Annotated in this window: 25 protein-coding genes and 1 pseudogene; 15 read left to right on the top strand and 11 right to left on the bottom strand. The window is 61.6% G+C overall.

The window, feature by feature from the left end; genetic code table 11:
- Window positions 1-272 (top strand): annotated as a pseudogene (locus tag AC1DWF_RS18975) (TetR/AcrR family transcriptional regulator); the annotation flags it as partial.
- Window positions 273-306: 34 nt separating this feature from the next.
- Window positions 307-1,404, top strand: coding sequence for a pyridoxal phosphate-dependent aminotransferase (locus AC1DWF_RS18970; protein ID WP_476841932.1), 1,098 nt, complete (start codon window positions 307-309; stop codon window positions 1,402-1,404).
- On the opposite strand, the gene AC1DWF_RS18965 is transcribed toward AC1DWF_RS18970, so the two are convergent.
- The 3 genes from AC1DWF_RS18965 to AC1DWF_RS18955 all read right to left on the bottom strand — a co-directional run bounded on the left by AC1DWF_RS18965 (window position 1,401) and on the right by AC1DWF_RS18955 (window position 3,691).
- Window positions 1,401-2,507, bottom strand: a complete 1,107-nt coding sequence (locus tag AC1DWF_RS18965; RefSeq protein ID WP_476841931.1) for a glucoamylase family protein — start codon at window positions 2,505-2,507, stop codon at window positions 1,401-1,403. The two genes, AC1DWF_RS18970 and AC1DWF_RS18965, sit on opposite strands and share 4 nt — an antisense overlap.
- A 260-nt stretch (window positions 2,508-2,767) precedes the next feature.
- Window positions 2,768-3,229 carry a pyridoxamine 5'-phosphate oxidase family protein gene (locus AC1DWF_RS18960; RefSeq protein ID WP_476784784.1) on the bottom strand — a complete coding sequence of 154 codons (462 nt, stop codon included), beginning with the start codon at window positions 3,227-3,229 and terminating at the stop codon, window positions 2,768-2,770.
- 78 nt (window positions 3,230-3,307) lie between these two features.
- The gene (locus AC1DWF_RS18955) at window positions 3,308-3,691 is read right to left on the bottom strand and encodes a COG4315 family predicted lipoprotein (protein WP_476784785.1); all 384 of its coding nucleotides are present in this window, start codon (window positions 3,689-3,691) and stop codon (window positions 3,308-3,310) included.
- A 229-nt stretch (window positions 3,692-3,920) separates the two neighbouring features.
- On the opposite strand from AC1DWF_RS18955, the gene AC1DWF_RS18950 reads away from it, so the two are divergent.
- The 3 genes from AC1DWF_RS18950 (at window position 3,921) to AC1DWF_RS18940 (ending at window position 4,979) form a co-directional block, all read left to right on the top strand.
- A complete protein-coding gene (locus AC1DWF_RS18950; protein WP_476789139.1) occupies window positions 3,921-4,307 on the top strand; it encodes a hypothetical protein in 387 nt (128 codons plus the stop codon).
- Window positions 4,308-4,352: 45 nt separating this feature from the next.
- A complete protein-coding gene (locus AC1DWF_RS18945) occupies window positions 4,353-4,532 on the top strand; it encodes a hypothetical protein (RefSeq protein WP_476789138.1) in 180 nt (59 codons plus the stop codon).
- A gap of 183 nt (window positions 4,533-4,715) precedes the next feature.
- A complete protein-coding gene (locus tag AC1DWF_RS18940; protein WP_476784787.1) occupies window positions 4,716-4,979 on the top strand; it encodes a DUF1488 family protein in 264 nt (87 codons plus the stop codon).
- A 105-nt stretch (window positions 4,980-5,084) separates the two neighbouring features.
- On the opposite strand, the gene secD is transcribed toward AC1DWF_RS18940, so the two are convergent.
- From secD to AC1DWF_RS18925, 3 genes are all read right to left on the bottom strand, one after another.
- Window positions 5,085-7,616, bottom strand: a complete 2,532-nt coding sequence (gene secD, locus AC1DWF_RS18935) for a protein translocase subunit SecD (RefSeq protein WP_476804322.1) — start codon at window positions 7,614-7,616, stop codon at window positions 5,085-5,087.
- A 103-nt stretch (window positions 7,617-7,719) separates the two neighbouring features.
- A complete protein-coding gene (locus tag AC1DWF_RS18930; RefSeq protein ID WP_476789136.1) occupies window positions 7,720-8,001 on the bottom strand; it encodes a hypothetical protein in 282 nt (93 codons plus the stop codon).
- 255 nt (window positions 8,002-8,256) lie between these two features.
- Window positions 8,257-8,961, bottom strand: coding sequence for a GntR family transcriptional regulator (locus AC1DWF_RS18925; protein ID WP_476799925.1), 705 nt, complete (start codon window positions 8,959-8,961; stop codon window positions 8,257-8,259).
- Window positions 8,962-9,125: 164 nt separating this feature from the next.
- On the opposite strand from AC1DWF_RS18925, the gene AC1DWF_RS18920 reads away from it, so the two are divergent.
- Window positions 9,126-9,479 carry a RidA family protein gene (locus AC1DWF_RS18920; protein WP_476789134.1) on the top strand — a complete coding sequence of 118 codons (354 nt, stop codon included), beginning with the start codon at window positions 9,126-9,128 and terminating at the stop codon, window positions 9,477-9,479.
- Between the two features lie 32 nt (window positions 9,480-9,511).
- Window positions 9,512-10,762 carry a D-amino acid dehydrogenase gene (locus AC1DWF_RS18915; protein WP_476804321.1) on the top strand — a complete coding sequence of 417 codons (1,251 nt, stop codon included), beginning with the start codon at window positions 9,512-9,514 and terminating at the stop codon, window positions 10,760-10,762.
- Between the two features lie 66 nt (window positions 10,763-10,828).
- On the opposite strand, the gene AC1DWF_RS18910 is transcribed toward AC1DWF_RS18915, so the two are convergent.
- From AC1DWF_RS18910 to AC1DWF_RS18900, 3 genes are read right to left on the bottom strand one after another with little or no spacing between them, the layout of a single operon-like run.
- Complete coding sequence (locus tag AC1DWF_RS18910; RefSeq protein ID WP_476786117.1) at window positions 10,829-11,869, bottom strand: phosphotransferase family protein; 1,041 nt, start codon at window positions 11,867-11,869, stop codon at window positions 10,829-10,831.
- Window positions 11,869-13,086, bottom strand: a complete 1,218-nt coding sequence (locus AC1DWF_RS18905; protein ID WP_476786116.1) for an acyl-CoA dehydrogenase family protein — start codon at window positions 13,084-13,086, stop codon at window positions 11,869-11,871. Before AC1DWF_RS18905 ends, AC1DWF_RS18910 begins: the two co-directional genes overlap by 1 nt.
- An 8-nt stretch (window positions 13,087-13,094) precedes the next feature.
- Entirely contained in the window at window positions 13,095-13,844 is a 750-nt protein-coding gene (locus tag AC1DWF_RS18900) for an SDR family NAD(P)-dependent oxidoreductase (protein ID WP_476786115.1), read from the bottom strand.
- Between the two features lie 109 nt (window positions 13,845-13,953).
- Here AC1DWF_RS18900 and AC1DWF_RS18895 point away from each other — a divergent pair, with 109 nt between their 5' ends.
- A complete protein-coding gene (locus AC1DWF_RS18895) occupies window positions 13,954-14,670 on the top strand; it encodes a TetR/AcrR family transcriptional regulator (protein WP_476789132.1) in 717 nt (238 codons plus the stop codon).
- Here AC1DWF_RS18895 and AC1DWF_RS18890 read toward each other — a convergent pair whose 3' ends face one another.
- Entirely contained in the window at window positions 14,671-15,117 is a 447-nt protein-coding gene (locus tag AC1DWF_RS18890; RefSeq protein WP_476786518.1) for a DUF983 domain-containing protein, read from the bottom strand.
- Window positions 15,118-15,462: 345 nt separating this feature from the next.
- On the opposite strand from AC1DWF_RS18890, the gene AC1DWF_RS18885 reads away from it, so the two are divergent.
- Genes AC1DWF_RS18885 through AC1DWF_RS18865 form a run of 5 tightly spaced genes read left to right on the top strand, consistent with a single transcriptional unit; the run spans window position 15,463 to window position 19,572 of the window.
- Window positions 15,463-16,893 (top strand): cytochrome ubiquinol oxidase subunit I, encoded by a 1,431-nt coding sequence (locus tag AC1DWF_RS18885; RefSeq protein WP_476841930.1) that lies wholly within the window; start codon window positions 15,463-15,465, stop codon window positions 16,891-16,893.
- A 4-nt stretch (window positions 16,894-16,897) separates the two neighbouring features.
- The gene (gene cydB, locus AC1DWF_RS18880; RefSeq protein WP_476841929.1) at window positions 16,898-17,905 is read left to right on the top strand and encodes a cytochrome d ubiquinol oxidase subunit II; all 1,008 of its coding nucleotides are present in this window, start codon (window positions 16,898-16,900) and stop codon (window positions 17,903-17,905) included.
- Window positions 17,905-18,048, top strand: coding sequence for a DUF2474 domain-containing protein (locus AC1DWF_RS18875; protein WP_476789130.1), 144 nt, complete (start codon window positions 17,905-17,907; stop codon window positions 18,046-18,048). The genes cydB and AC1DWF_RS18875 overlap by 1 nt, the downstream gene beginning before the upstream one ends.
- A 21-nt stretch (window positions 18,049-18,069) precedes the next feature.
- Window positions 18,070-18,993: a hypothetical protein gene (locus AC1DWF_RS18870; RefSeq protein ID WP_476841928.1), complete on the top strand. Its 924-nt coding sequence runs from the start codon at window positions 18,070-18,072 to the stop codon at window positions 18,991-18,993.
- A gap of 30 nt (window positions 18,994-19,023) precedes the next feature.
- Entirely contained in the window at window positions 19,024-19,572 is a 549-nt protein-coding gene (locus AC1DWF_RS18865) for a GNAT family N-acetyltransferase (protein ID WP_476789128.1), read from the top strand.
- Between the two features lie 15 nt (window positions 19,573-19,587).
- On the opposite strand, the gene AC1DWF_RS18860 is transcribed toward AC1DWF_RS18865, so the two are convergent.
- Window positions 19,588-20,973, bottom strand: a complete 1,386-nt coding sequence (locus AC1DWF_RS18860) for an aminotransferase-like domain-containing protein (protein WP_476789127.1) — start codon at window positions 20,971-20,973, stop codon at window positions 19,588-19,590.
- A gap of 307 nt (window positions 20,974-21,280) precedes the next feature.
- Between AC1DWF_RS18860 and AC1DWF_RS18855 the strand changes: the two genes are divergently transcribed.
- Both AC1DWF_RS18855 and ftsZ read left to right on the top strand, forming a co-directional pair.
- Window positions 21,281-21,970 (top strand): alpha/beta hydrolase, encoded by a 690-nt coding sequence (locus AC1DWF_RS18855; protein ID WP_476784698.1) that lies wholly within the window; start codon window positions 21,281-21,283, stop codon window positions 21,968-21,970.
- Between the two features lie 203 nt (window positions 21,971-22,173).
- A partial coding sequence (ftsZ, locus tag AC1DWF_RS18850) for a cell division protein FtsZ (protein WP_476841927.1) occupies window positions 22,174-22,994 on the top strand: 821 nt, incomplete at its 3' end.

Here is a 22,994-nt window from a genome sequence, read left to right as displayed (position 1 = left end):
CCTTCAGCCCCCGGCTCGATCTCGCGATCAGAGACTGGGCGCGCAGCTCGGCAGTGATCGCCCGCAAGGTGCRGGCGCAGGACGATTTTCGTATGGCGCTGCTTGTCAGGGCTTTTGCGGTGATGGGCTACGACCAGGACGAAAGCCTGATCCGCGCCCGCATCACCTATTTCCAGCAGATCGGCTACTACGCCACCCACTTCAAGGAGCCGCCGGCGGACCGCAAGCGCTTCCGCTCGCTCTATACCAAGATCCTTATCGGCTCCGACTAAGCGCCCCCCTCATTATCTATTTCGAGGAAATGAAATGTCCCTGCCTGTGCCTTATCTGTCCGCCCGTACGCTGACCGTCGTCAAGAAGATCGACACCACTGGTGCGGCACGCGTAGTCAATCTCGGGCTCAACGAAAGCTGGCTCGGATCGGCACCGGGCGTGGTCGAGGCAATCCGTGAGGCCGCGCCTAATGTCTACCGCTATGCCGATCCGAACTGCGGAACGATGCGTGCGGCAATCGGCAAGCAGTTCAACCTCGACCCCGCCCGCATCGTCTGCGGCAACGGCTCGGAGGAGCTGTTGGATGCTGTCGGCCGCGTCTATGCGCGCGCCGGCGAMGAGATTCTGTTTCCGGCCTATTCCTTCCTGCAGTTCGCCATCGTTGCCTACCGTCTTGGCGCCAAGGCGGTCGAGGCACCGCTCGGGCCGGACTTTTCCGTCGATGTCGACGCGCTTTTGGCCGCCGTCACGCCAGCGACGCGCGTCGTCTTCCTCGCCAACCCAAACAACCCCACCGGCTCGGTCGTGCCGATGGACGAGGTCGCGCGGCTGGCGCGCGAGCTGCCGTCGCATATCGTTCTTGTGCTCGACGCGGCTTACGCCGAATATGTCGACCCGGTCGAGGCGATCGCTACTTTCGAGATCGCCGATCGCCATCCCAACGTCATCGTCACGCGCACCTTCTCCAAGGCCTATGGCCTGGCGTCCGCGCGTGCCGGCTGGGCTTATGCCTATCCGGAAGTTGTCTCGGCGCTGAACAATGTGCGCGGCATCGGCAACGTCAACGGCCTGGCGCAGGTGGCAGCGACCGTTGCTGTCGGCGAGCAGGATTTTGTCCAGCACGTGCGCGCCCGCACCGCCGAGGAGCGCGAATATCTCGAAGGCGAACTGCGCAAGCTCGGTTTCGAGATTTCGCCAAGCGCTGCCAACTTCGCTTTCGTCCGCCTGCCCGGTGCCTATGCCGGCTGGGCGCAGACGACTGTGGCGCGGCTTGCCAAGCAGGGCTTCATCATCCGTTCGAACGAGGACTACGGCCTGCCGGAATGGCTGCGCATCTCGATCGCCGACCGGGCCGACCTCGATGAAATGCTGGCCCTGTTGCGGGTCGAGGTCCGCGCGGCCAACGGCTAGGAAACCGCGAGCGACCCGGCTGCCTCACGTCTCAGATGTTTGGTTCCTGGCCCGGTGAAACCCAGCCTAGCCAGGCCAAGGCGAACTTCCGGTGCGCCCATGAACAGCCTCCACAAAAGCCCGGTGCGATGGTTTTCAATCATTGCGACAATGGGGCCTTGGTTGATGGCCAAATAGGTGCGGGCGTACCAGTTGCGGTTTTCGCAGAACGCGTCGACAAAGCCGAAACGCCCCCAGATGCGTTTCCTTGGCTTCACCAGGAAACCGCGCAAAGCCGACATCGCCTGTTCGGGCACATAAGGAAAACTTGATAGAGCGGCACTCGGCGTGATGACACCAACGTCCCTATCCGGAGCATGCGCGATATAGCCCGTCGGCCCATGAGATGCGGTGAGCCCCCAGCAATCGGCGCCGTAGCCTTGATGGTTATGGGGATTGAGCTCGCAATGGCGATGGTTGATCAGCGCGTGACGAATATTTTGCTCCCAATAGTCGGCATAGCGATCATTGAGGCCGTTGGGATCGAGCCCGCAAAAGGAATAATGCGCGAAAAAGAGCGGGCCACCAAAGTCCGTTCCTAGTGGCAAGGCTATTCCGTAGTGGTCACGCCCGTTTTGAAAAGCCGGCCCAGTGGCAAAGCCGTCGTGGTAGCAATCCGGATCGATGGCGTGATGCTGCGATCCTGCTCCCAGAACGAATGCAAGCAGGCACTCGTTCCAGCCTTCGATCGGGCTGTTCATGGCCCAACCATGCCTGGGGCTCCAGTGCCAGTAGAGTTTGCCTTTCCGCGCAAACCAGCTCCACTCGGCCTGCGCCAGCAACGCGTTCACCCGATCGCAAAGACGCTGTTCCTCGGCCGAGAGGCCGTCCAGATATTCGCGGGCACAAATCAACCCCTGAAACAGGAATGTCGTTTCGACAAGGTCCGCTCCGTCATCCTTGCGCCGAAACGGGATAGTGTCGCCTGTAGCGCCGTGGATAAAATGCGGGAACATGCCGTGGTAACGTGGCGAACGCTCGAGCAAATCGAGCATCCGATGCAGTCGACGCAGGGCTTCGGCGCGATCGACCCAGCCTCGTTCAACTGCAACGATGATGGCCATGATCCCGAAGCCGGAGCCACCGATCGCCACAAGATCGTTTGGCCGATCGCCTGTGGTCCTCTGGCGGTCGCGGGCAAGGCCGCTGACTGGATGGGCGCCTTCCCAGAAATAGCGGATCGTCTGCTGCTGCACGATATCAAGCAGCGCGTCATCGGCGGGTTCAAACGGATCTTGTGGAAGCTGGGATGACGGAGGCGAAGCAAGAATCATGATGCCAGTATGGCGCCAAAATTCGTCATTGAAGCGGCCATTCTTGCACTCTAGTCAGACGGCGCAGCCTCACGAGCATGCCTACCGGTCATGCTTTCGATCCTAATCCGGTAAAACACCGGTGCTGAGCCGACCGCAGTTGACGGGGAGCTGGGTTTCAGACTTCCTGGCTCCCACCAGTTGGCGTGTTGCTGAAGCAAAGACCAGGCATGGTCGCGATCACGTTGCCATTGCGGTGTGTCGGGCAACTCCTCAAACAGGCCATAAACGATAACGCTTCGCCATTCTCGATTTGCAATGATTTCATCGACCTGAACACACACCTGGGCATTCTCGCGCATCCAGTCGATCTTCTGACCCTGCATCGAAAAACTGTACAGATGATTGTCGGAAAATGCGTAGTGAAAAGGCACCAAATAAGGCCGGTTGTCTCTGGCGCAAGCCAGCCGTCCAAGCCCTTGTGACGACAAGACTGCAATGTTGTCCTCTCGCATCATCTCCTGCACGATCATTGCCTGCCTCCCGTTTCCCGGAATTATCCCGCTAGTCCGCACCCGGCGGCGCCATGAGACGCCGCCCACACGTGATGGTTAGCTGGCCTTCGCCTTGGCCATATGCCAGACGCCACCGACGCCCTCGCCGTTCATATCACCGGCTTTCTTGTCTTTGGCATAGGTGTAGAGCGGCTTTCCGTCATACGCCCACATCTTGCTGCCGTCCGTGCGGTCAACGACAGTCCATGCGCCGGCAGCCTTTGACTTGGCATCAGCCTTGAGCGCCGGCCAGGTCGCGGCACAAGCATCATAACAGCTGGATGCGCCAGCCTTGTCCTTGTCAAACGTATAGAGCGTCATGCCCTTCGTATTTGTGTATATTTCACCCTTTGGTGTCTTCGTCATCATTGCAGGCTCCGCTGCAAAACCCATTCCAGCGGTCATAAGTACAGCCGCAAGTCCAAATGCAATGCGTTTCATATTGATATTCCTTTATTATTAGTGGGCGGCCGAATGCCGCCAGAAACAAAACGGCTGGCCAGGGATGTTCGTTCCGCCATGTTCAGAATTATTTCCGCATCGAATATTTGATCATCGCTGTAGACGCGACCTGGATAAAGGCGCAGGGTCAATTGTCGGCCGCTCGTCTTAGGGCGCGGCTGATTGAGGGCGGCCATCGTGCCCTAGCCCCAACTGAAAGGAGGACACCGTGTCTTCCAACTATCTGACTTCCGAAAACATGAGCATGATCAGGCGGTTACTTGCCGAAATCCGGCAACGTGGCTCTCAGCCTGACCCCGATCGGGAAACGGCGACAGCACGATTTCAGAACGGAACAACGACTGTCGATGATCTTGGCAAGAGGCTCACGAGATATGCGCACCAGCGCACGACCATGGATCGGGCTATCGATCGATGGGACAACGAGGGTGGCGCTCTCAAGCCTTCACCAAATCAGGACCATGTGCTGCGCCTGGAAACGGCGATGATGCCGCTTCGGCCTCCACGGGACGAAGCTGATCGGCGACGTATCAACGACACCGTCGGAAAGCGGCGGCGCGCAAGAGATATCCACGAACGCAACCGCCTGATCTAGGCCGGCGGCCATCGATATTTCGACCAAAAATGAAAGAGGCCCCTGATGGCTGAATTGCATCAGCGCGGCGTCGAACTCGTGGTCCAACTTCTCGATGCAGCGGACGAACCATACGCTCTCACCGAGCAGGATATGCAAGCCATGCTGCGCGAGACAGCCCGGATTCTCAGCGGACTGCTGACGCGCGACATGCCGACATCGCGACTGCACAATGAGGTGGAGTAACCCTTGGTATGCATCCCGTACAAAGCGCAAATCAGGCGACGAACCTGGTCCCTGCGATGGGATGTTTGAGCTTCCGAATTGACGGAAGGCGGAACCAAGGCCTGCAACCTACAGCCGTAGTGGCTCGCCATTGTCCGGCGCCTTTCGGCAACCTGATCCAACGACCCTGCACTGGAGCAACTGATGACCCTAGCTTTCCCGAACAGAAGCCGCAGCTATGACGCCGCAAAAAAGGCCATACGCTTCCTGGGCTATGATGGGACGTTTGAAGTTCCGTTTTTCGTCGAGGTTCAGGCGCTCCAAGCCAGCCACGCGACGGCTGACAATGAAACGCGATATCTTGCCGCCTTCGATACGGCCCGCATCTCGATCCAGGACGTCGCGCGGGAGGTTTATTCCCACGGGCGCAAAAGCTTGTATGTGCTGACGGCATACGATTTTAAGTGACGATTTCTCGGCACCGCCAGCCGGCCCGACTTGCCATCCAATCGTCAGGTTTCACGCAAGTGGGTCTTTACCGGAGCCGCCATGAAACGGCTCCGGCAAAGTAGTTCAAGCCTTGGTTGCAACCACCTGAGTTGACGGCTCCCGGCCGGCATGACGGTGCTGCCACCAGTCGCCGAGCAGAAGCAGGATCGGTGCGGCGATGAAGATCGACGAGGTCGTTGCAATGAATACGCCGAACACCATCGGAATGGCAAAGTTCTCCACCGCACTGCCGCCCCAGATCGCCATCGGCAGCATCGAAAGCAGGATGGCAACAGAAGTATAGATACAGCGCGCGAACACCTGGTTGATGCTCATGTCGATGATCTCGCGCAGCGGCATCTTCTTGTACAGGCGCAAATTCTCGCGCATGCGGTCGTAGACCACCACCTTGTCGTTCACCGAATAGCCGATGATGGTCAGCAGGGCCGCGATCGCCGTCAGGTTGAAGTCCAGCCCGAACAGCGCAAAGAAGCCGACCATCTTGGTGGTATCGAGCACCAGTGTGGCAATGGCGCCGATGGCGAAGTTCCATTCGAACCGCCACCAGATGTAGACCAGCATGGCAAGCGCGGCCAGAACCACGGCCAGGATGCCGGACTGCGCCAACTCGCCGCTAACCTTCGGACCCACCACTTCGGTGCGTTCGAATTTCACGCTCGGATCGAGCTTCTGCACGGCAGCCTTGATGGTGTCGACGGCCGCGGTCTGCGCCGTCTCGCCGCCTTCCTGACGCTGCACGCGGATCAGCACGTTACCATCGCTGCCGATCTGTTGCAGGGCAACCTCGCCGATGTTTAAGCTGCCGAGTGTGCTGCGCAGCTGAGCCAGGTCGGCCGGTGTCGACGTCGCGATCTCGACCTGGATGCCGCCCTTGAAGTCGATGCCGTAGTTGAGGCCCGGCTTGAAGAACAGGCCGATGGAGGCAAGCGACAGGAAGATCGACATGCCGATGCCGAGGTAACGGGCCTTCATGAACGAGATCGAGGTCTTTTCAGGGAAGAAGCGGACCAGCGGTTCGATGGTGATCGTCTTCAGGCGCTTGCGGCGCACAACTGCGGCCATCAGGATGCGCGTCACCGAAACGGCGGTGAACATCGACAGACAGGTACCCAGGAACATGGTGATGGCAAAGCCGCGCACCGGACCCGAGCCGAACATGAACAGCAGGCCAGTAGCGATGAGCGACGTCACGTTGGCGTCCACAATGGTCGAGTAGGCGCGCTTGAAGCCATTGTCCAAGGCAGCAAAGGCGCTGAGTCCCTTCTTCGACTCTTCCCTGATGCGTTCATTGATCAAGATGTTGGCGTCGACGCCGAAGCCGATGCCCAGAATGATGCCGGCGATGCCGGGCAGTGTCAGCGTGCCGCCGATCAGGGTCAGGACGCCGAAGGTCAGGATCAGGTGCAGCAACAGGGCGAAATTCGCGATCATGCCCCAAGTGCCGTAGAGCGCGACCATGAACAGCACGACGGCCACAAAGCCGGCGACGCCTGTGTAGATGCCCATCTTGATGACGTCGCCGCCGAGGTCGGGACCGACGGTGCGCTCTTCGATAACGGTCAGCGGTGCCGGCAGTGCGCCGGCGCGCAGGAGTGCGGAAAGCGTCACCGTCTCTTCGACGCTGAAGCTGCCGCTGATCTGGCCCGAGCCGCCGGTGATCGGCTCGCGGATGTTTGGTGCCGACAGCACCTTGCCGTCGAGCACGATGGCAAAGGGCTTACCGACATTGGCAGCGGTGATCTCGGCGAACTGACGCGCGCCGACGCTGTCGAAGCGGAACGAAACCAGCGGTTCCTGGGTGCGCTGGTCAAAGCCGGCGCGAGCATCGGTGAGGCGTGCACCATCGAGCGCGACGCGGTCCTCGACAGGATATTGCGCGCCGGACTTGGCGTCGGGCATCATGGTAACGCCGCGCGGCAACGGTTCGCCATTGGCGACGTTGGCCACCATGTGGAACGTCATCTTGGCGGTGCTGCCGAGCAGTTCGCGCAACCGGGTCGGGTCTTGCAGGCCCGGGAGCTGCACGAGCATGCGGTCGCTGCCGACACGCTGGATTGTTGGTTCGGCGACGCCGACCTGGTCGACGCGCTGGCGCACGATCTCGAGGCTCTGCTGCAGCGCTGCATCGAGCTTGTCGCGCTGGCCAGCCTCGGTCAGTACGACCTTGATCTGCTTGTCGGCTGTCGTGACCTCAATGTCGGGCTTGCCTGCGCCGAGACCAAGGCCACTGACGGGAACAGCCAGCGATTGCAGCGTGGCCAGGGCTTTCGCACGCTGGCCATCGTCGGCAATGTTGACGACGATGGCATCGCCTGCGAGCCGGGCCGACGACGCGTTGACACGCTCCTTGCGCAGGGCGCCGCGGACGTCGTCGAGCAAAGAGCGCAAACGGTCGGTCTTCAAGGCCGCCGCATCGACTTCAAGCACCAGATGCGAACCGCCCTGGAGGTCGAGGCCGAGCGTGACCTGCTTTTTCGGGAACCAGTTCGGCAAGGCCGCCAGTTGATTAGCCGTAAGAACATTGGGAAGCGCGGCAATGATGCCGGCCAAAATGATGATGGTGTATGTCACCACCACCCATCGGGAGGTCCGCATATATCTGATCCTGCAAAAACCATCACCGCGGCGTCATGGCGCGCGAAAGATGGTTGTTAGTCCGGGCGGCACGAGACCCTGGGGCCTGCGCCATTCAAAAAGTTCAGGAAAATGCCGGGGGCGCGCGGGCTGTGTAGCCTGGCCCTGAGGGGCGGAAAACGAGCTGGAGAACCAGTTCATTTCGCGGCTTGTCGAAGACCGCTTCTGGAACTTCGATGCTACGCGGCAACAAGGCCGAATTGCCGTCATCGTGAAGGGGTGCTGCTTTGACGCTGCGCCAATCGACGACGACAAATGAGCGCTCGGGAATGGCCGGAGCGCTATGCCGCTCGCGGACGTCCATGCCCCCGGAACTCGGCTTGGCCATTTCGGACGCGACAGCCATGCCATCGGCCAACGGGCTGCAAACCATGGCAAAAGCCACGGCCAGGCATAGAAATGCGACCGTCAAAATGCCGGGAGCAGGCTTTCTATGTGCCTTGGTTTGCTGCATCTCGTATTGGCGCAAAGGTCCGACGGCTGGGGCTGAATTGCCTTATGAGCCTCCCACTACGGCATTTTGATGAATACGCCAAGCAAGTCTCGATGCCGCGCCGCGCATTTCCTGCGCTTCGCGGCGACAGATGCAAGTTGCGGAAAGCTACTCGGGCCGACCGAAGAAGATCCGCGCCAGCCCTTCCTTGGTCACCTCGACCGCATGCGCGGAGCTTAACGTGATGTGGCGTTCGATGAGCTCGCCACCGGCCTCGCCGTCGCGGCGCCTGAGGCAGTCGATGATCGCCGCGTGCTCGTCATAGGTGCCGCCGCGGCGGCGGTTGCTCTCGAGATCGATGCGGCGAAAGAAGCGGATCAGCGAGTTGACGCCTTCCAGCGCGTTGAGCATCCGCCCGTTCTTGGACAAGGTGACGATGGCGATGTGAAACGCCTCGTCGGCCTCGGCCACCTTGGCCCAGTCGGTTGTCGGACCGAGATTGCTGTTGTTTTGCCAAATCGCGATGGTCTCGCCAAGCTCGGCATCGGTGCCCCGCTCGCAGGCAAGCCGGAATGCCGCCCGTTCGATCGCGGCGCGCAATTCGTACAGTTCCCGCACCCCTTCAGGCGTGATATCGCGGGCATAGAAGCCACGATTGGGAACAAAACTCATGAAACCGTCACGTGCCAGCCGGTTGAGCGCTTCACGCACCGGGGTCCGCGACACACCAAGCTTGGTCGCCAGCTCAACCTCATTGACACGCTCGCCGGGCTTGAAGCGGTACTCGACCGCCAGTTCCTTGACCGCGTCATAGACCTTTTCGACGCTGTCGGCGGCGCGTCCCGTCTTCTTCGGCTTGGCTGTCTTTTGCACCTGCGCTCCGTCTTCAGTCGGGCTGTCTGTTGGTTGAGCCCGCGTGGCAGGCTCGCATTGGCGAACTAATGCCACGACAAAGTGCAGTCCACAATCCTCTTGTGGATACACTTGTGTCGACATATAGTGCCGACGCAATCGAACCAAACCTGGAGTATGAGACCATGAGCAACATCACCCGAATTGACGTTGGCCCGCGCATGAGCCAGGCCGTCGTCCACGGCAACACCGTCTATGTATCGGGGCAGGTCGCGCTCGACGCCGCCGGCGAAAGTGTCACCGCCCAGACCAAGAACATCCTCGACCGCATCGACGCCGTGCTGGCCAAGGCCGGTACCGACAAGACCAAGGTCCTCTCCGCTTCCATCTGGCTCGCCGACATCGCAGGCTTTGCCGAGATGAACGCCGTGTGGGACGCCTGGGTCGCCAAGGACAGCGCTCCCGCCCGCGCAACCGTCGAATCCAAGCTCGCCGCGCCGCAATTCACGGTCGAGATCGCCGTCATCGCCGCTCTCTGAGCGGCAACGGCATAATCACGGAGATTTTTGGGATGCGCGTTGCCGTGCTCGGCGCCGGAGTTGTCGGCGTCACCACCGCCTATGAGCTTGCCCGCGACGGGCATGAGGTGACGGTCATCGACCGGCTTTCCGAAGCGGCGGGCGAAACCAGCTTTGCCAATGCCGGGCTTATCGCACCCGGTCACGCCTACACCTGGTCGTCGCCCAAGGCGCCGCGCATCCTGCTCCGCTCGCTGTTCGACGACAGCCAGGCGCTGCGTTTCAAGCCAAGCCTCGATCCACGGCTGTGGTCGTGGTCGTGGAAATTCCTGATGAACTGCACGGCCGAGAAGGCGCGCACCAACACCAAGCGCAAGGTGCGTCTGTGCCGCTATTCGCAGGATCGCCTGCAAGGCATCGTCGCGGATACCGGCGTCGACTATCACGGCCTCGACGGAGGCCTGCTCTATCTCTACCGCAAGCCTGAATCCTTCGCGCGGGGTTCCGCCAACACACGCATCCTGTCTGAGGAAGGGCTGGAACTGCGCGCCGTCTCACCCGATGAAGCTGCACGCATCGACCCGGCACTGGCCAAGGTGACGGACAAGTTCGCCGGTGCGGTCTACTGCCCATCCGACGGCAGCGGCGATGCGCATGTCTTCACCCGGAATCTCGCTCGTCATTGTGCCGAAAAGCTCGGCGTCAAGTTCATGTTCGACACCGAGGTCAAGGGTTTCGAGACCAGCGGCGACCGCATTGCCCGCGTCACCACCTCCAAAGGCTCGGTGGCTGCGGATGAATTCGTGCTTTGCCTTGGCGTGTTCGCGCCCGATTTCGCCCGCCGGCTCGGGGTGTCGCTGCCGGTCTATCCGATCAAGGGCTATTCGGTGACGATGCCGGTCGAGGCCACCAATCTTCCGCCCACCGTGGGTGGCGTCGATGAGGACAATCTCGTCGCCTATGCCCGCTTCGGCGACCGCATGCGCGTGACGGCAACCGCCGAATTCGCTGGCTTCGACCGCTCGCACAAGCCCGAGGATTTCCGCCACATGCTGGCGGCCATTCGCGACATTTTCCCCAACGGCGCCGACTACGCCCGACCGCAATATTGGGCAGGCCTCAGGCCGATGACGCCCGAGGGCACGCCGATCTTCGGACGCGGCGGGCGCTTTGCCAACATGGTGTTCAATGTCGGCCATGGCCATATGGGCTGGACCATGTCAGCCGGCTCGGCACGCATCACCGCCGACATTGTCAGGCGTGTAAAACCAGGCTTCGATCCAGCCGGAATGCTGGTGCAGTAGGACATAGCCAAGTCAAATGTACAAAAAAGCCCGCGAAATCGCGGGCTCTTTCGTTTCAATGCCGCCTCACCAGGGTCGGGCGCCGTCGATGATCTCCATAGCTCGCGCAGCAAAGCGACCGGCCAGCGGCGCAACATCGGCAGCATCGGTCGCAGCCGCGTTGCCGGCGCGCGCCCGGTCAGCGATGCCGACAAAGATCACGGCAAAACGAAACAGCGAAAATACCAGATGGAAGCGTTCGAGCGGTGCGGTGGGGGCCGCATGGGCGAAATAATGGTCAAGGAATTTACGCTGGCTCGGAATGCCGAGCGCTGCAATGTCGAGGCCAAGGATGCCGCCATATTCGTTGGGCGAGGAATGCCAGGTCATCGAGCAGAAGCCGAGATCGGCGAGCGGATGGCCGAGCGTCGACAGTTCCCAATCGAGGATGCCGATCACCTCGGGTTTTTCAGGGTGAAACAGCAGATTGCCCAACCGGAAATCGCCATGCGCGATCGACACGCGCCCATCGTCCGCCGGCATGTTCTGCGGCAGCCAGTCTGCGACAGCCTCCAGTGCAGGGATTCGTTCGCTCGGCGATTCCCTGAGTTGTCTTGTCCAGCGACCGATCTGGCGCTCGAAATAATTGCCCGGCTTGCCATAGTCGCCAAGGCCAACATCCTCCGGGCGTACAGCATGCAGCTTGGCCATCGCCTCGGCCATGCCGAGATAGATGCCGCGCCGCTCGTCGGGCGACATGCCCGGAAGCGAGCAGTCATGGAAAACGCGGCCTTCGAGCCGCTCCATCAGATAGAACGGCGTGCCAAGCGGCGTGTCGCCGTCATGATATAGCACCGGCTTCGGCACCGGCACATTGGTTGGCGCCAGCGCTTCGAGCACGCGGAATTCGCGGTCGATGGCGTGTGCCCCGCGCAGGATCGGCCCGGCCGGCTTCTTGCGCAGCACCATGCTGCGCGCACCGAAATCGACGAAATAGGTCGGGTTGGACTGGCCGCCGCCAATTCGTTCGAGCGTCATCTTCCCCTCGCCGAAGCGTCCTGTGAGGAAGTCTGCCAGCGCCGCCGGATCGAAGTCCGCATTGCCCTGAACCTTGTCGTCCCCAGCCATCAAGCCTTCGCCTCGCCTTCGACATTCCAGTGCCAGAAGTCCGAGCCTTCTTCGTTGAGGAAACGGTTCAGCACCATCTTGTGCACTTCGTCGGCACCATCGACCAGCCGCGCCTGGCGCGCATAACGGTAGATCCATTCGAGCACCGTGTCCTTCGAATAGCCACGCGCGCCGTTGATCTGGATCGCCACGTCAGCGGCGTCATGCAGCACGTTGGCGACCTGCACCTTAGCCATCGACACTTCCTTGCGGGCGAAGCTGCCGCGGTCGAGCTCCCACGCCGCCTTCATCACCAGCATGCGGCCGATCTCGATGCGCATGGCGAGATCGCCGAGCTTGAGCTGGATGCTCTCGCGGTCGGCGAGCCTGACGCCGAAACCGTAGCGCTCGGCGGCATAGGCGCGCGCGATCTCGACACAGCGCTTGGACAGGCCGAGCCAGCGCATGCAATGGGTCAGGCGTGCCGGCCCAAGCCGCACCTGGGTGACCTTCATGCCCCTGCCCTCGCCGGCAAGCAGGTTTTCGACAGGAATTTCGAGCCCGTCAAATTCCAGCTCGCAATGGCCGCCATGCTCCTCCGGGCCCATGATCTCGATGCGGCGCGTGATCTGCCAGCCGGGCTGGTCCTTGTGGAACATCAGCGCCGACAGTCCGTTGCGCGGATCATCGGAGGTCCGGGCGATCAGGATGAAGTGGCTGGCGTCTTCCGCGCCTGTGATGAACCATTTGCGGCCGGTGACGACATATTTGTCGCCGCGCTTCTCGGCACGGGTGGCGATCATCGACGGGTCTGAGCCGCCGCCGGGATGCGGCTCGGTCATGGCGAAGGCTGAGCGCACCTTGCCCTCGACGATCGGCTTCAGCCATTTTTCCTTTTGCTCGGGCATTCCGAGCGCTTCCAGCACCATCATGTTGCCATCGTCGGGCGCCGCCGAATTGAAGACGACCGGGCCGAAGATCGATCGGTTCATCTCCTCGTAGCAGACCGCCATGCCCATCTTGCCGAGGCCAGCACCACCGGTCTCCGGCTTGAGCTGGAGGCACCACAGGCCGGCGGCCCTTGCCTTGGCGCGAAGAGTTTCGAGCAGCGGCAGGGCGATGTTGCCATGCTCGTCATAGGACGCTTTGTCGGCCTCCACGGGCAGCATCTCGCGCGCCACAAAATCGGCGATGCGGGTGCGATAGTCTTCAACGCGGGCGGGGATGTCGAAATTCATGACGGCACTCACAATGATGAAACGAGATGGCCGCCGTCGACCTCGATCGACGAGCCGGTGATGTAGCTGCCGGCGGCGGAAGCGAGCAAAAGCAACGCGCCGTCGAGCTCTCCCGGCTGGCCGAGCCGGCGCTGCGGAATGCGCTTGATGAGGTCAAGTCCGGCAGCAGAGGTAAAGAACTCGCGGTTGATGTCAGTCTCGATATAGCCGGGGCACAGTGAATTGACGCGAATGCCCTCGCGCGCCCATTCGAGTGCCAAAGCCTTGGTCAGCTGGATCACGCCTGCCTTGGAGGCAGCATAGGCGCTGAGATTGCCGGCGACACGGTGGCCGAGGATCGAGGCGATGTTGACGATCGCCCCGCCCCGGCCGGACGCTTTCATTCCGCGCGCCACCGCCTGGGCAACGACAAACACACCCTTTAAGTTGGTGTCGAGCACGCGATCCCATTCGGCCTCGTCGAGGTCAAGCGCGCGAGCTGCGCCTGAAATGCCGGCATTGTTGATCAATATGTCGAAGCTTTTGCCCGCCAGTGCCGCCGCCACCGAGGCGCTGTCGGTAACGTCCATCTGGATCGCGCTGGCTTGGCCGCCTGAAGCTGCGATGCTGGCGCAAGCTTCGTTCAGTGCCTCGCGTCGGCGCGCGGCGAGCGTGACGGCAATACCTTGGCTTGCGAGCAGTTCGGCGAAATGCAGGCCTAGCCCGCCCGAGGCTCCGGTGATGAGGGCGGATTTTCCCTTGAGATTGTTGAACGGCATCAGTGATCACCTCAAAAATCGAGCGAGCGCTCGTTTTCTTTATTCGCCTACCTCCCCTTTTGCAACTGTCCAATTGCTGATATCTCGGCACGGATGATGCTGCACAAGCATGTCGCGGACGATAGGAGCCAGATTGAACTTAGCAGGGCACAGGCAGTTGACGGCCGCATTTTCGACGGAGGCGCTATGTGCGCGTATCCTCGAACGGCATCGCGACACCGTGCGCGTGCAGAAGCCGCATGTCGCGGTCGCCAATCTCGCCCGCATCATCGAGGCGACGCTGAAGCTGTCGAACAAGCAAGGGTTTCATGCCACCAGCCTGCGCGACTTGGCGCAAGCGTCCGGTCTCAGCATGGGCGGGCTCTATTCTTACTTCGACAACAAGACGACGCTGCTGTCGATGATCCTGGGCGAGGTGTCGACAACGGTGAACGAGGTTCTGGGGGCTGTGTCGGAGGGTATCGCCGCCGATCCGCTTGGCCATCTCAAATGGCTGATCGAGACGCATATCCGCCTGACCGAGGCGATGCAGCCTTGGTTCGTCTTTGCCTATATGGAAGCAAAATCATTTCCGGCCGCCGAACGCCGGATGGCGGTCGACAGCGAGGCCGCGACCGAAGAGATATTTGCCGCAGTGCTGCGGCAAGGAGCGGCCAGCGGCCAATTCGCCGTCGCCGACATCGACCTGACGGCGTCGCTGATCAAGCCATTATTGCAGGATTGGTATGTGAAGCGGGCCAAATATCGCAAGCGCGGCACGACCATAGAGCACTATGTCGAGGCCGTCTCGGCTTTCGTCGAGGCGGCCATACAGCCACGCGCCTGATCAGGCAGCCGGCGTCTCGCCGTTCTGCTGCTTGCCCTTGGCCTTAGCGTGCCAATCGAAGTCGATCGAGCCTTCCTCCGCCTTGTGGAAGTATTGCGAGCACACCAGCCAGCCCTTGAGCGGCCGAAGTAAAGCCATGCAGCTCAGCACGGTGAGCGGCAAGGTGATGAACAGATGTCCCCAAAGCGGCAGGCCAAACTCCATCTGGAGCCAGACCCCGAAAGCCAGTGCGGGCACAGCCGCGATTGTCATGGCGAAAAAGGCCGGACCGTCGGCGGGATCGGCGAAAGAATAGTCGAGACCACAGACTTCGCAGCTCGGCGCGAGCTTCAGAAACCCTGTGAACAGATGACCCATTTGGCAGCGAGGGCAAAGCCCCTGAATGCCGGTTTTCATCGGGTTGTCGGTCGGGGTGAACCCTTCCGCCTTATATCTGGACTGTAACATACGCGCCTCCTTTGGCGGGTCGCGAACACGCGGGCAGCGCCACAGGGCAAGGCGCTCTATCGCGTTCACACATAGGGCGCTTCTCCCTTGTCGGCAAGACGGATTTGCATATAATCCGCATACACTCCTATCAATTATGATTGAATGGACCAATTGTATGGAAATAGCTCTCTCGTCCTGTGCCGGTCCGCCGCATGGGGCAAAATGTCAGTGGGGGTGCGTCGACTTTGCGCGCTGCGCAGATCAAGATGGGGGTCTATTGCAGGGCGTGAGCAATACCTGACGAGTATCAGCCTAGACCACCAATCGCGCGCAAGCCGATTGTGCATGCAAGAGAGGTCTTCAATGTTCGGCCTGACAGCACTCGAACTGGCCCGCATACAGTTCGGCTTTACCATCTCCTTCCACATTATCTTCCCCGCAATCACCATCGGCCTCGCAAGTTACCTCGCTGTGCTGGAAGGTCTGTGGTTGTGGAAGCGCGACACGGTCTATCGCGACCTCTACCATTTCTGGTCGAAGATCTTCGCCGTCAACTTCGCCATGGGCGTCGTCTCGGGCCTGGTCATGGCTTACCAGTTCGGCACCAACTGGAGTTATTTCTCGGCCTTTGCCGGCTCTGTCACCGGCCCCTTGCTCGCCTATGAAGTGCTCACCGCCTTCTTCCTCGAGGCCGGCTTTMTTGGCGTGATGCTGTTCGGCTGGAACAAGGTCGGGCCAGGACTGCATTTTTTCGCGACACTGATGGTGGCGCTTGGCACGCTGATCTCGGCGACATGGATTCTTGCCTCCAACAGCTGGATGCAGACCCCGCAGGGCTTCGAGATCATCAACGGCATCGTCGTGCCGGTGAACTGGTTCGAGGTGATCTTCAACCCCTCCTTCCCCTACCGCCTGGCGCATATGACGGTGGCGGCATTCCTCGCCACGGCGCTGTTCGTCGGTGCTTCGGGCGCCTGGCACCTGCTGCGCGGCAACGACAACCGTCGCGTCCGCACCATGCTGTCGATGGCGATGTGGATGCTGCTCGTCTCGGCGCCCATCCAGATTTTCATCGGCGATCTGCACGGCCTCAACACGCTGAAGCACCAGCCCGCCAAGATTGCTGCCCTTGAAGGCCATTGGGAAAACAAACCCGGCGAATCCATACCGCTGACACTTTTTGGCTGGCCGGACATGGAAGCCGAGACGACGCGTTTTGCGCTGAAGGTCCCGTATCTTGGCAGCCTTATCCTCACCCACGATTTGTACGGCCAGTTCCCCGGTCTCAAGGAGTTCGCCAAGGAAGATCGGCCGAACGCGACGATCGTGTTCTGGAGCTTCCGCATCATGGTGGGCCTCGGCATGCTGATGCTGCTGCTCAGCGTCTGGGGGCTGTGGCTCAGGTGGCGCGGCAGGATGTTTGAGACGAACCTGTTCCTTCGCTTCGCCGCAGTGATGGGGCCAACCGGCTTGATCGCCATTCTTGCTGGCTGGTTCACCACCGAGATCGGCCGCCAACCTTGGATCGTCTATGGCGTGATGCGCACCAAGGACGCCGTGTCGAACCATTCTGCGCTGGCAATGAGCACCACGCTCATCGTCTTCATCGTGGTCTACTTTTTCGTCTTCGGCATCGGCACCAGCTACATGCTGAAGCTGGTCGCCAAAGGTCCGGAAGACGACGAAGGCGAGCCCGTCGAAGGCGAGCCGCTTGGCTCAGGACGCCCCTCGCGTCCGCTGTCCGCCGCGTCGGAGCACATGTCCGCGCCGACCTACCAGCACAGGAAAGGCTGAAACCATGGGAATCGATCTTCCCGTAATCTGGGCTGTCATCATTGCCTTTGGCCTGATGATGTATGTCATCATGGACGGTTTCGATCTCGGCATCGGCATCCTGTTCCCCTTCGTCCGCGACCGCGAGGACCGCGACACCATGGTCAACACCGTCGCCCCGGTGTGGGACGGCAATGAGACCTGGCTGGTGCTCGGCGGTGCGGCGATGATGGCGGTCTTCCCGCTTGCCTATGCCACCATCCTCAGCGCGCTTTATCTGCCGCTGGTGCTGATGCTGCTCGGCCTGATCTGGCGCGGCGTCGCCTTCGAGTTCCGCTTCAAGGCCGACGAGCACCACAAGCCGTTCTGGGACAAGGCCTTTACCGGCGGCTCTTATGTCGCGACCTTCTTCCAGGGCGTGTCGCTCGGCGCGTTCCTCAACGGGTTTCCGATGGAAAACGGTTCCTATACGGGCGGCGCGCTGGACTGGATCACACCTTTCAGCCTTTTCACCGGGCTCGGCTTGATCGTCGCCTACGCGCTGCTCGGCAGCACCTGGCTGATCATCAAGACCGAAGGCGCGCTTTATGATCGCATGGTGGCGCTGGCGCGGCCGATCACCTTGATCCTGCTCGCCGTCATCGGCATCGTCAGCCTGTGGACACCCTTTGCCCACCCAAACATTGCCGAGCGTTGGYTCAGCTTCCCCAACATTGTCTTCTTCTCGCCGGTGCCGGTGCTGGTGCTGGTCAGCAGCTGGCTGATCCTGCGCTCGCTGCAAGGTACGCCGCATGTCGCGCCGTTCCTGCTGGCCCTGTTCGTGCTGTTTCTCGGCTATAGCGGGCTTGGCATCAGCCTCTGGCCGAACATCATCCCGCCCGACATCACGATCCGCGAGGCAGCGGCCCCGGCCCAAAGCATGGGCTTCACGCTGGTCGGCGCGCTGTTCATCATCCCCTTCATCCTGGCCTACACCGCCTGGTCCTATTACGTCTTCCGCGGCAAGGTGAAGGCAGGTGAGGGTTATCACTGATGGCAATCCCCTCCGAAGCGCCGCCTTCCTGGCCGAAGCGGATCGGCTGGCTGGTCCTCATCTGGGCCGCCAGCGTGCTGGGGCTTGGCGTGATCGCTTATCTGTTCCGCTTCCTGATGGGCATGGCTGGCCTGACCGTCTGAACCCCGGATTACGGAAATAGCATGTACACCGATGTCGCCCAGGCGCTCGACCAGCGCGTTTTTCATGACAAGATCTATGCCGGCGATGTGCTGCGCTTCGACCAGCTGAAGCCGATGCGCGAGCTCGCAGCGTTCACCCAGGCTTTCCTGGAGGACGCGTTCGCGCCCTTCGTGCCGGTCGAGATCCACCGGCACCTGTCGCATCAGGAGCAGACTGAGAGCTTTGCGCAACGCCAACGCGACTTCGCGCGTTCGCCCGAGGTCAAGCGCCTGTGGCGTGATCTGTTCGAGGCAATCGGCTTGGAAGCGGACGGGCTTGCCCGCGACAGCCTCTATCTCAGGTTCCAGCCGCATCAGGACCGAGGGGCTGTTGTTCCGCGTGCGCGCACCACCGCGACCATCGCCTTCCACCGCGATACCTGGGGCTCAAATCTTTACGCCCAGACCAACTGGTGGGCGCCGATCTACGACATCACCGAAGGCCGCACCTTTGCGATCTATCCGTCGCTATGGGATCGTCCGGTAGCCAACACCAGCGCCGACTTCGACCTCGCCGCGCTGTTGGAGCGATCAAAAACTGGTGGGCGCAACGCCGTCGATGCGGATTCGGCTATCCCACATCTGACCGAGGAGCTGGAAGTCACAGACGCGACGCCCGTGGTCATTTCACCGGGCGAGATCATCGCGTTTTCCAGCGCGCACGCCCATGCCGGCGTGCCGAATTCGACCGGCCTGACCCGCATCTCGCTTGAGACCCGCACGCTGTGGATCGACGACGTCCRCACCGGGCGCGGCGCACCGAATGTCGACGGACACGCCCGATGGATGTCGCCCGGCATGTTCCGCCGTGTCAGCGATGAGACCTCGCTCAGTGAAATCCTTGGGATGGGCCGGGTCGAGCGTTTCAGCGGGCCGATGCCGGCCAGCAGGGTCCCTGCGGTTTAAAGAATAGCGCAGTGTACCGGAGGATAGCGGTTGAACGAGCATCCAGATAAGGGGATCGTGATCGAGACGTCACGGCTCATTCTTGAGCCACTACGGGTCGAGCATGCCGAGCTTTGCTTTGAGCACCTCAACGACCCCGAACTTTATGTCCATGTACCGCAAGATCCTCCGGCCGGTATCGTAAAACTGGCTGAACGTTACCGTCATGTCCTGACCAACGCCCCTGCCAATCAGATATGGCTGAACTGGTTCGGAAGGGCCCAAAAGGATGGCTCTCTGGTCTGTTCGGTGCAGGCCACCGTCGACATCACCGAGCGTTCGGCCATGCTCGCCTATCAGACCTTCGCGCCAAACCGTCGGCAAGGCATCGCACGGGAGGCGTGCATTGCCGTCATGGATCATCTCGTCTCGGTCCACAACCTCGCGCGGTTTGTGGCGGAGATCGATACGCTCAATGTAGCTTCCAGAATGCTCCTGGAATCCCTGCATTTTCGACAGATCGGCCTGAAAAGAAATGCGGATCATTTCAAAGGACGATCAAGCGACGAATTCACCTACGAGCTGCGGGTTGAACGCTGATCATTTTGGCCAGCGCTACACCACCATGGGCGACATGGTCGACTGCTGGGCAAGCAGGTCGGCAACCGTCTCCAGGCTTGCCGAAAGCGACGCGTGATCAGGGGCAGCTCCCAGCCCAAGCCGCACGGCTTCAGGCGCCGGACCCGTGACTGAAAAGGCGTCGCTGGTGACGACGCCGATCCCGGCCGAGCGCAAGCGCGCGGCAAAATCGCTGCGGTTCCAATGGCCGGGAAGCTTGAGCCAGACATGGAAGCCCTCGGGGTTGGCCTGAACCAGCTTTGCCGGCAGAATGCTCGACACAATGGCCTGGCGCTGCCTTGCCTCGGCCCTGATCGCTGCCAGGACGGAGAGGGCAACGCCATTTTCGATCCAGCGCGTCGCGACAGCCGCAGTCAGCGGCGAGGCCATGCCGGCTGTGGCGCGGATCGCGCCTGCCAGATGGGCTGTGGTGCGCCCTTGCGGGACCACCACATAGGCTATGCGCAAAGCCGGTGCCACGCATTTGGCGAGGCCGGCGATGTGGTAGACGATGTCGGGCGCAAGTGCTGCCAAGGTCGCCGCCGGATGGACTGGCAGGGCGCCGTAGGCATCGTCCTCGACGATCAGCACATTGTACTGGCGCGCGATCGAAATGATACGCTCGCGCCGGGCAAGCGACAGCGTCGCCGTCGTCGGGTTGTGCAGCGTCGGCGTACAATAAAGCAGTTTCGGCGCGCGTTCGCGGCAGATTTCCTCAAACGCGTCTGGAACAAGGCCTTGCGCGTCCATCGTGACAGCGGCGACCGCGATGCGCTGATGCTCGGCAACTGCCAGCAGGCCGGGATAGGTCAGTGCCTCGGCACAGATCGTCTCGCCAGGTGCTGCCAGCGCGCCGATCAGCGCCAGCAGCGCGCCCTGGGCGCCGGGACAGACCATCAAGCGGCCAGGGCCGATGTCGCCGAGGCGGGGCGCGAGCCACATGGCACCGGCGGCTCTGTCGCGCGACGTGCCCCCGGCCTCCTGATAGCGCATCAGAAGGTCGAGCCCGTCGCCGGCTCTGAGTTCGGTGATGCCGTCCCACATCTTGGCCGCCAGTTCGGGATCATTGAAACGCGGCGGCAGGTTCATGCTCATGTCGATGATGCCGGTGACCGCAGCCGACGCACCTACCGGGCGTTGTGCCCGGACATAGGTGCCCTGGCCGACGCGTCCCTCGACCAGCCCGCGCTTGCGTGCCTCGGCATAGGCGCGGCTCACGGTCGTGAAGTCGATGCCGAGCTGGTCGGCGAGCGTGCGCTGGGGCGGCAGGCGAAATCCGGCAGGCAGCCGGCCCGCCGCGATATCGGTCGAAAGGGCGTCTGCAATTGCCAAATAGAGCGGCCCGCCGGCCTTCGAGACAGAAGGTGACCAGGTTGTTGTCATGACGTTGCAGGCTCCATCACCATTTGCTCCATATATATGCACAATGTATGGTGATGACCACTACCTTTGCCTGTCAGGCAGGCAGGTGCCGTGTGCGTCGATCGCATCACTTTTTTGTTTCGGTCTCGGGCCAGACAATGCATCGACGCCGGGATCGCGCGGGAATAGGCTCGGCGTCGCTTGGTCGTCACAAGGCAAAATCAGATTAGCCGATGCTCGCTGCAACGGCCCGCATTGGTCCTTCCACCAAAGACGACCTGCCACCGGACGCAAACGGCTCGAATTCAATCGAAGAAGGAGACTGGTCATGCCATCGGTAAAGAATATCGTTCTGGTCCACGGCGCATGGGGCGATGCCTCGCACTGGCGTCACGTCATTCCGCTGCTCCACGCCAAGGGCTACAAGCTCGCCGCGGTACAGAACCCGCTGACGTCGCTGGCCGACGATATCGAACGCACCACCAAGCTCGCCGCCGCCCAGGACGGACCGACGCTGCTGGTCGGCCACTCCTATGGCGGGGCGGTGATCACCGGTGCGGGTCATGCGCCAAACGTTGCCGGGCTGGTCTATATCGCTGCCTTCGCGCCCGATGAAGGCGACAGCCTGGGCAGCATCTTTGCCCGGCGCGAGCCACCGTCAGGTGCCGCAAGCATCCGCCCCGACAAGGACGGCTTCCTGTGGCTGGCCCAAGACAGCTTCCGCCAGAGTTTCGGCCAGGATCTGAGCGAGACCGATGCTTTGGTGATGGCGGTGACGCAAAAGCCGATATCCGGGCGCTGCTTCGAGGACAAGTCGGGGCCGGCGGCATGGCACAGCAAGCCGAGCTGGTATCAGGTCTCAAGCCGCGACCACATGATCCCGCCCGAGACCGAGCAGTGGATGGCCGACCGCATGAAGACGCGCAAGACCATCACACTTGACGCAAGCCACGCCTCGCTGGCTTCGCATCCCAAAGAGGTTGCCGCGCTGATCGATGAGGCGGCAAAGTCGTTTTAGGCGATGGCCCGCACGCCTGCGCTGCTGCGTAGCCGTGCGGGCGGCCAAAAGTGCCGCACCCCGCGACCATGCCTTTCCACCGCAAAATCTGAGTTTGCCGGTTTAAAGCCGCAATCCGCAGGCTATTCCTTGCAGCTTCCCGATCAATCTGATTCCCTGAGCCAGTCCGATTCGGGCAGGGGCGCTGCGCAGGAAACGGAACCATGAGCACTTCCAAGAAACCTGAAATCTCGGAAATGAGGCCGAAGCTGACCGTTATCGGTGTCGGCGGCGGCGGCGGCAACGCCGTCAACAACATGATCACCGAGGGCCTGGAAGGCACCGAGTTCATCGCCGCCAATACCGATGCCCAGGCGCTGACGATGTCGAAGGCCACAAGGCTGGTCCAGCTGGGCGCTGTGGCGACCGAAGGCCTGGGTGCGGGCTCGTTGCCCGAGATTGGCCAGGCCGCGGCTGAAGAATCGATCCACGAGATCATGGACCAGCTCGCCGGCACGCATATGTGCTTCGTCACCGCCGGCATGGGCGGCGGCACCGGAACCGGTGCTGCACCTGTGATCGCGCGCGCGGCGCGGGCGGCGGGCATCCTGACCGTTGCGATCGTCACAAAACCCTTCACCTTCGAAGGCAAGCGCCGCATGCAGATGGCCGAGCAGGGCATCGAGCTTCTGCGCCAGGCCGCTGATACGGTAATCGTCATTCCGAACCAGAACCTGTTCCGCATCGCGACGGAAAAGACGACCTTTGAGGATGCGTTCGGCATGGCCGACCGGGTTCTTTATTCGGGCGTCAGCTGCATCACCAACCTCATTACCAAGGAAGGCCTGATCAATCTTGACTTCGCCGACGTGAAGACGGTGATGCGCGACATGGGCCGCGCCATGATGGGCACCGGCGTGGGCAGTGGCCAAGACCGGGCCAGGAAGGCAGCCGAGGCCTCGATCGCCAATCCGTTGCTCGACGAAAACTCGATGAAGGGCGCCAGGGGTGTTCTGGTCTCGATTTCGGGCGGCATGGACATGAC

The organism is Aminobacter sp. P4_D5 (genome assembly GCF_056401815.1).
This window is presented reverse-complemented; position numbering and strand designations above follow the sequence as displayed.